Annotated in this window: 5 protein-coding genes; all 5 read left to right on the forward strand. The window is 64.3% G+C overall.

The window, feature by feature from the left end; genetic code table 11:
* The first annotated feature begins 281 nt into the window (after positions 1 to 281).
* The 5 genes from ASD82_RS00185 (at position 282) to ASD82_RS17525 (ending at position 6,761) form a co-directional block, all read left to right on the forward strand.
* Positions 282 to 1,163 carry a hypothetical protein gene (locus ASD82_RS00185; RefSeq protein ID WP_056713701.1) on the forward strand — a complete coding sequence of 294 codons (882 nt, stop codon included), beginning with the start codon at positions 282 to 284 and terminating at the stop codon, positions 1,161 to 1,163.
* A gap of 37 nt (positions 1,164 to 1,200) precedes the next feature.
* Positions 1,201 to 3,279 carry a hypothetical protein gene (locus tag ASD82_RS00190; RefSeq protein ID WP_235580590.1) on the forward strand — a complete coding sequence of 693 codons (2,079 nt, stop codon included), beginning with the start codon at positions 1,201 to 1,203 and terminating at the stop codon, positions 3,277 to 3,279.
* A 796-nt stretch (positions 3,280 to 4,075) separates the two neighbouring features.
* Positions 4,076 to 4,372 carry a hypothetical protein gene (locus ASD82_RS00195; RefSeq protein ID WP_056713693.1) on the forward strand — a complete coding sequence of 99 codons (297 nt, stop codon included), beginning with the start codon at positions 4,076 to 4,078 and terminating at the stop codon, positions 4,370 to 4,372.
* A gap of 906 nt (positions 4,373 to 5,278) precedes the next feature.
* Positions 5,279 to 5,926: a hypothetical protein gene (locus ASD82_RS00200; protein WP_056713695.1), complete on the forward strand. Its 648-nt coding sequence runs from the start codon at positions 5,279 to 5,281 to the stop codon at positions 5,924 to 5,926.
* A 430-nt stretch (positions 5,927 to 6,356) separates the two neighbouring features.
* Positions 6,357 to 6,761, forward strand: a complete 405-nt coding sequence (locus ASD82_RS17525; RefSeq protein ID WP_157598862.1) for a hypothetical protein — start codon at positions 6,357 to 6,359, stop codon at positions 6,759 to 6,761.
* Positions 6,762 to 7,159 lie beyond the last annotated feature (398 nt).

Below are 7,159 nucleotides of genomic sequence, written 5' to 3' on the forward strand. Positions count from 1 at the left end.
GGTCATGGCGGAGAGGCGGCGCAAGGCGCCGCCCGCCTAGACTTGAGCCGAGCGGCGTGCGGGTCAAGCTGCACTGCGGGGAACCGCCGCCGTCGCCGGGTGGTCTCAAGCGCCGTGGCGTCGCCATCCCGCCGGATGTGCGCCGCCATCCGGCCGGCCGGAATTCAGTTCCCGCTCGGCATGCTGCCCGCTCCCGCCACGCCCGAGGTTCCGTCATCGCCCGCTCGCCGCTCGCCCAACGCCCGTCGCCGGTGTCCGCCGAGGAGTCGCCGGCGTCGCCGATGCACGAGGCGACCCCGCGCGCCCTGGCGGCCGGGCGTGGCCGCCGCTGGCACGAGCCACGGCGCGAACGCCGCCAGCACTGGCTGGCCCTGTTGCTCGCCGCGTTGCTGCACGGCGTGTTCGTGCTGGTGGTGTGGCAGCAGATGCGTCCACGAATGATCGCCCCGACCACCAGCGCGCCCGCGCAGGAAGCGCTGCAGATCCGCTTCATCAGCAGCGCGCCGGCGAGGGCGACATCACCGGCCCCGGCGTTGCAGGCACCGCCGCGTCCCCGCGCTCCGCTGGCGCCGCGCGAACCGCCGCGAAAGAACGCCATGAGCCTGCAGCTGCCCGCGCCGCCCCCGCCCGACACGACACGGCTGTTCGATGAAAGCGGCCAGCCCCTGTTGCCCGCCCCGGCAAGCAGCACGCCGGTGCCCGACTACGTGCAGCACCTGCCCCAGGGCGACCCGCGGATCATGCAGCACCGCAGTCCGGTCACCTACCAGGCCACGCGCTTCGAGAAGGACTGGGGCAAGGGCAACGCCGTCGACAGCGCGCTGCAGAAGCTGGTCGACAAGACCACGGTGAAGAAGACCATCCGGCTCCCCCGCGGCGTGCGCATCCACTGCGCGATCTCGCTGGCGATGCTGGCGGGTGGTTGTGGCGGCGATCCACCGGCGAAACCTTCGGCGAAGGACGGCGACGTGCGCCTCAACATGGCGCCGGCGCGCTCGCTGGACGGGCAGGCTCATGCGCCGAAGCCGCCCAGCGAGCAGGCCTGCATCGACATGTATCGCGCCGGCAAGCCGCTGGCCTGGGGTTGCCCGGTGGACACACCCGATCGTGCCGTGGATGCCGAGCTGCGCGAGCGGGCCGCGAAGGCAGCGCGCGGGCACTGAACCCGCGGCGGCATGAACCTCGCGACGGTCGATCGTCATGCCCGTCACGCGCAACCGGGGCGGCGCCCGCTACACTCATCCGATGCCCGCGCCACCGCCACACCCCACCTCCCGACGCGCCGCCAACCCCGCGCAGGTGATGCTGAACTCGCCACTGGCGGCGGCCACTCGTGCACGCGTGTATCACCAGCGCACGCGGCCACGGCCGCGCGAACGCACCCTGCGCATCGTGGCGATGGCGGGCGCCGTGGTGGTGCATCTGTTCTTCCTGTTCGGCTTCGTGCTCGGCCCCGCGTTCCAGGTCGTGCTGCCGCCCGAGCCGAAGCAGGTGCTGTTGCAGGTGCGCTTGATCGAGCCGCCCGAGCCGCCACCGCCGCCACCGGTGCGCGGCACGCCACCGAAGGAGCGCGGGCCGCGCCACCAGGGTCGCGACAAGCGGCCGGCCCGGGTCAGCGAGCGCAGCGCCAACGTCGAGGCAGTGGTGACGCCGGCGCCACCCGCAGCGGCCGCGCCGCCGGTGGTTGCCAGGGTGGCGAAGGTCAAGGCGCCCAAACCGAAGCCCGTGGCCGTGCCAACGGCACCGGTGAGCCTGCCGCAACCGGCCCCGGCGCCCGATCTGCAACCGGTGCCGCTGGCCGGCGAGCCGCCGGCGATCAACCTGCCCACGCCGGTGGTGCAGGCGCCGGTGCCGCCGAAGTTCCAGCCCGAGTCCGTGCGCAAGCCGCAACTGGAAGGCAATCGGCCGATGCCGCCACCGCCTTCGCTGGCGATGCCCGAAGTGCCACCGCAGGCCGCACCGCCGATCGCCATGCCGAGCATCGCGCTGGACGTGAGCGTGCCCAAATCCGCAGCGCCGGCCAGCATCACCGTGATGCGTGCCGAGGTTCCCGCCGCGCCGCCGGTGCCTGCATTGCAGCCGGTGCCCCTGCCGGCGCAGGTCTCGCCCATCGTCAATCTGGATGCGCCGCTGAGCGCGCCCCGTCCCACGGTGTCCAACGAAAAGCCCCAGGTGCAGGCGCCGTCGATCGAGGTGGCCGAGGCCGAACTCGACGCGGTGCCGCTGGCGCCATCGGCGCCGGCCGAGATCAAGCCGCAGGCGCCCAGCGAAAAGATCGAGGTGACCGACACGCCGCGGCAAACGGCCGTCCAGCCGTCCATCGAACTTCCCGAACTGAGCGCGCCGCCCACGGTGACCCCGGCCGCCGCGCCCGTTCCCGACAGCACGACGGCAAAAGCCGAATCGCCCCAGTCCAAGGCCAGCGACGAAGCGCAACAGCCCGCGCCCACCCCGGCGGACCAGTCGCCGGGGCGCGACGTCAGCCGCGCGCCCGACGCCATCCCGCAAGGCAGCGACCTGGGTGATCCGGGTCGAGCCGATGCCGTCGTGCGCGAACCGGCAGCGGCCGACAGCAGCGCCGCCACGTCGGCCCAAGCGGCGAAGCAGCCGGGCAACGGCAAGCAGGTCGCCGCCGACCAGACAGGCAAGGCACCGACTGCCAGCGACCAGGCTGGCAAGGCGCAGCCCGGCGGCAACCAGCCCGGCGCATCGCAAGGCGTGCAGCAGGGCAGTGCGCAAGGCGAGCCGCAAACCGGCCTGGGCGAGTATGTGCAACTGAAGCCGCACGGCGACACCCAGATCATGAGCCACGGCCGCCCCGACATCGGCTACAAGCCGACCCGCTTCGAACAGGACTGGGCGCCCGAAGGCGAAAGTTCGATCGACACCGCGTTGCGGCGCGCGGCGGAGAAGACCCAGGTCACCCACACCTTCCATCTGCCACGCGGCATCCGCATCAAGTGCGCCGTGAACCCCCTGATACCGATCGCGCTGCTGGGCTGCGGCAACCCCGATCCGCCGGCGAAACCGCTGGACCAGAAAATGTACGACCGCCTGAACCTGGCCCCGGCCAATCCCGTGGCCAAGCCGGCGGTCGCCGCCAGCAGCGCATCGCCAGCGCCGATGGTCAAGTTCGACAACAGCGCCGAATGCGCCGCCGCCCGCGTCGCCGGCAGCCCGCCGCCGCCGGGTTGCGAAGTCATCACGCTGCCGGTCAAACCCGCCGCGCCGGCCTCATCGTCCAGTTCGTGGGTGCCGGCGAGCGACCAGTTCCATTGAGCTGTCGTGGACTGCGGTGGCGCCTTGCTCCAAGGCCCGGAACGCGCCAGCGCGACCGCGTCTTTTTCAGGCGAGGTCTGTCTTCCGTTCGCCAGGATGAACCGGCGTATCCATCCGGTGTAATGGTTCCGATGCACAAGCTGCGGTGTCCGTGCGGCAAACGCCGCCGAACTTCGTCCAGAAGGCAGGTAGACGCGTTACCGAACCAGCACCTGCTATCACCATCGATTGTGGGGGATAAGACATAGCGCGCCGATTTGTGGGATATGCACAGGGAAGAATTACCTGCGGAAGCGGGAGCCATCATCCGGCCAGTCCTGTCGCTCCTAAGGATCGGTCCTTGACCAAGCGCAGCCGAAAGCTGAACATCCATTGCATATGCCCCGATATAGGGTCTACTAAGCGTTCGGCAGCAAGAGCGGCGGACACCTTTCAGGGGAAAGACCCTGCGCAAGATATCGGAGCACCCGGATTGACGAGGCTGGGCGAGCACGCATACTCAGCAAAGCGCCTGTGGCGGTCGGATAACGGTGTTCATCCGACCGCCACAGGCGCTTTGCTGTTTTCAGACGCACAGCATCGTCGCTGCGGTCCGCTATCGGAAAGGGCGAAGCTCGACCAACCGATCGGGAATCCGCCCCTCTCGCTCCCGAACAGCGCGTTCAACCGGACTGCGGGTATAGGATGTCGCGACAACCGAACGCTGCGCACCGCAGCCGGTTAACTCCAGCGTTAGAGGGCAACCGTGAGATCCCTGTCCGTGCAAGTTCAACCAGAGAGATCACCTGGCATTGATATGGCTGCGATCTCCGAGTTGTTCCAAGGGCTTGTCACTCGTAAAGACCTCGTCTTGCAGCACAGCTTCGATAGCGGCAACGACGATGGTGCCTATTTCAACTTCACTTTTGGCACCGAGCGTCCCGCTGAGCTCTGGCGCAATATGCAAGACTTGGTCTTTCTTGCAACAGAACACAAAGCGCATATGGCCGCGGCGTCGATGGCCATGTGTTCCAGCGCTGCAGGCTGGGATCAGTACTCGCAGTTGTACCACTGGAACTCAGAGGTGCCCGTCGTTCCTGCGACTGCCCTCTAACATCTTGTTCGAGGCGGACGGCTCCGCCGCCGCTCAACTCAGGCGTTAGCCCTCATGAGCCGATTCGCGTATACCGTGATCCTTACGACCGTGGGCCTCCTACTCGGCGCCCACTGCGTCGTTGCTGGCGACATCGGTCTCGGAAAAATCACGGATGCTCAAGGAAATGCGCTAATCGCCTTTTTTCAAGGCGACACCGCCCACATCGGAGAGCTCAAAGGCTTGCCCTCGGCTTCTCCAAGTGAACTAGAGCCTATCTTGGTCACGACGGGCGTTCATTGCGTCCTAGCATCAAGTGCCGAGTCGCTACATCAGGTCCAATACTTGGTTGGCTCTGGAGCCACGTCACACCGTTTGGTGGTTGCCTTCGCTTTGTCGCCACCGGTGGCGACGGACCGTGGTGGGGCTAGTCTCGCTTCGCTGTTAGCCCACAGGCGGGTGACTCAGTATCAAATTTGGTCTTCGTCATCGGCTGTCGACCCGCACGATCATGTCGTAAGCTTTAGCTCCCGTTCAAAACATAGCGGTTGCGGGTACGCGGGCTAACCGATCGTTCAAGGCGGACGGCTACGCCGCCGCTCAATTCCAGCGTTAGGCGCCATATGAAAGTTCAAAGAGACTTCTTCGCCAGAGCCCGACTCGACCAAGAATCCATTAGGGAGAATACGTGGTGTGATGTCTGCTGTGAGCCGGACATTGGTCTTCTCAATCCAGTTGAGCATGGAGAGAATGGCAAGGTCTTTGTTGAGGGCGAGTGCGCTAGGTGTCGTGGTCATATCGTCACGGAGATCATTGAGCACGCAGTCAATGTTTAGTGCTTTCTTCGTGGGGTTGTCGCCTAACAGATCATTCGAGGCGGACGGCTCCGCCGCCGCTCAATTCCAGCGTTAGCGTGTGGAGGCGGGAATGGAGCGTCTGGTAGAACTGCTCGAGAAGAACTGGAGTGTGGTGTCACAAGCACCGCTAGCGTTCTTACTACTGGGCGTCGTCGCGTTTGGTCTCGCTTACGCAGCGGCAGCTTGGAAGTTTTCGGCCCAAATCGAGCAAGTTAAGTCGGCGAGCGATACGCTGCGCGAGCGCCTCCAACTCAAGACCGAACAGGCAGATTCATACAGGGAGCGCGCCCTGAAGTATGACGATAAATTGCTCGTGGTCGCCCAGACGGATTCGGCGGGGCTCCGAGAGAAAACTCTCATGTTTGTTGGAGAGATCAGGGCGTTCATGGAGCGTCACAGGCACAAAGACGATCTGATCCAGGGCAGCGAGTGGGTAGAGATGACCCAAGCCCGCGATGAAGAAGAAAAGCAGCGCCTCTGGCACAAGTTCACGTCAGCCATGAGTCGGGCTGGTTCGGAGCGAATGTCCGAGTGGGAGCGCCGGTTCAAAGTGGAGGCGCTTATGCTCCGCGATGAACTGCTGAGCCGCTTACCGGACCAGCCTCGACCCGAGCGCGCTGACTTCAACTACGAGCATCCCGTCAACTACTTTGGTTACTGTGAAGTGGCGGATGATCTTGAGCGCATGGCCAAGCAATTGCTGCGTGCTAGTGCGTAAGCCACACGCTAACAATTCGTCCAAGCCGACGCCGCTTCGCGGCGCGGCTTAACTCAGGTGTTAGGCCTCAATTGGAATTCGATGCTCATCACTTTGACCCGAATGGACAAAGCTGGTACCCGAAGGATGCACCTCTTCGGCTTGCCTCTCTACGCTTTCACCTTATTTGTTTGCTTAGTAACTTCCAGCCGCGGAGCCATCTGGTTCTTTGGCATCGCCACCGTTGTCGGCCTGGTATACACATTTCTGTACTGTAAGCTTTATGTCCACTTTTTGATCCATTCCGAGCTGCCGCGTAGCCGATTCGTCGCCAGTATCCTTGGCGTTCAAGTTGTCATCGGCCTACTGTTGGCTGCGGTGGTCTAATAGTTCGTTCAAGGCGGACGGCTGCGCCGCCGCTCAATTCCAGCGTTAGGTGCGGCGGTAGCTCATGCGCAAACTGGCAGCAACAGCATTTGCACTACTAGCAGTGGCGGCTACGGCGAGCCAACCGCAGATCAACGAGAGTGCTATCGAGGTTTACTATCGCTCGTTTGACAAGACTTCCATCGTCAACCTGGATGCGGAAGCATTGATTGGCGCTCACGATCGCCATTTGTTCGTCAGCAAGCGTAGCCAAGTAAAGGCGCTACTCAGCGCGCTCGGGCAACCCTGCAACTCGGCCCCACCATGGCAAGCTCAAGATCTTCGCCTGCTCATTCTTGTTCGTGGCGCGCATCCTTGGCGCTGGGAGGCATCAAGCTTCGCGTACCGGGACGGCCGCACTGGTGCCACTTGCCTTCTTTCCTCATCACAGCAGTCCCATCTGCTGGCACTATTGGGTCTCGAAAGGTAGGGGCGTGTCGGCCGCACTTAACCACTCCGTAAGAGACTTCCCGTCAATCCTAGCCGCATGAGGCTTTTGCCCTGAGCTTTCGGGCCACTGCTAGTGAGGGTGTTGTTCGATGCTGCGTGCTGCGTGTCAGTGCTGCGCGGATCCAACGGGTGTCAGGCTGCATTTCCGTAATCGGTCTTGTTGAGTCGATGCCGCTGACTCGGACCTCTGTATAAACCGCACCCAAAGACCTCTTTCGTTCATCGGACTGTCCGGTGCGCGGGGATCGGCCGTTACGCCGTTTGGACGTCCATTTGGTTAGTCAGGTTCTCTCTGGGTCGGCCTGAACCGTTGTTTACCACTTCGCGCTGACGATGGAACGAAAACCCTGTGGCTACGCGGCGTTGGCTGTATGGCTT

The sequence above is a fragment of the Rhodanobacter sp. Root179 genome, assembly GCF_001428465.1.
Classification (GTDB): domain Bacteria; phylum Pseudomonadota; class Gammaproteobacteria; order Xanthomonadales; family Rhodanobacteraceae; genus Rhodanobacter.

Coding starts and splice junctions, on each gene's coding strand:
- ASD82_RS00185 (WP_056713701.1), top strand. CDS start 282: ATGCACGAGGCGACCCCGCGCGCCCTGGCGGCCGGGCGTGGCCGCCGC.
- ASD82_RS00190 (WP_235580590.1), top strand. CDS start 1,201: ATGCCCGTCACGCGCAACCGGGGCGGCGCCCGCTACACTCATCCGATG.
- ASD82_RS00195 (WP_056713693.1), top strand. CDS start 4,076: ATGGCTGCGATCTCCGAGTTGTTCCAAGGGCTTGTCACTCGTAAAGAC.
- ASD82_RS00200 (WP_056713695.1), top strand. CDS start 5,279: ATGGAGCGTCTGGTAGAACTGCTCGAGAAGAACTGGAGTGTGGTGTCA.
- ASD82_RS17525 (WP_157598862.1), top strand. CDS start 6,357: ATGCGCAAACTGGCAGCAACAGCATTTGCACTACTAGCAGTGGCGGCT.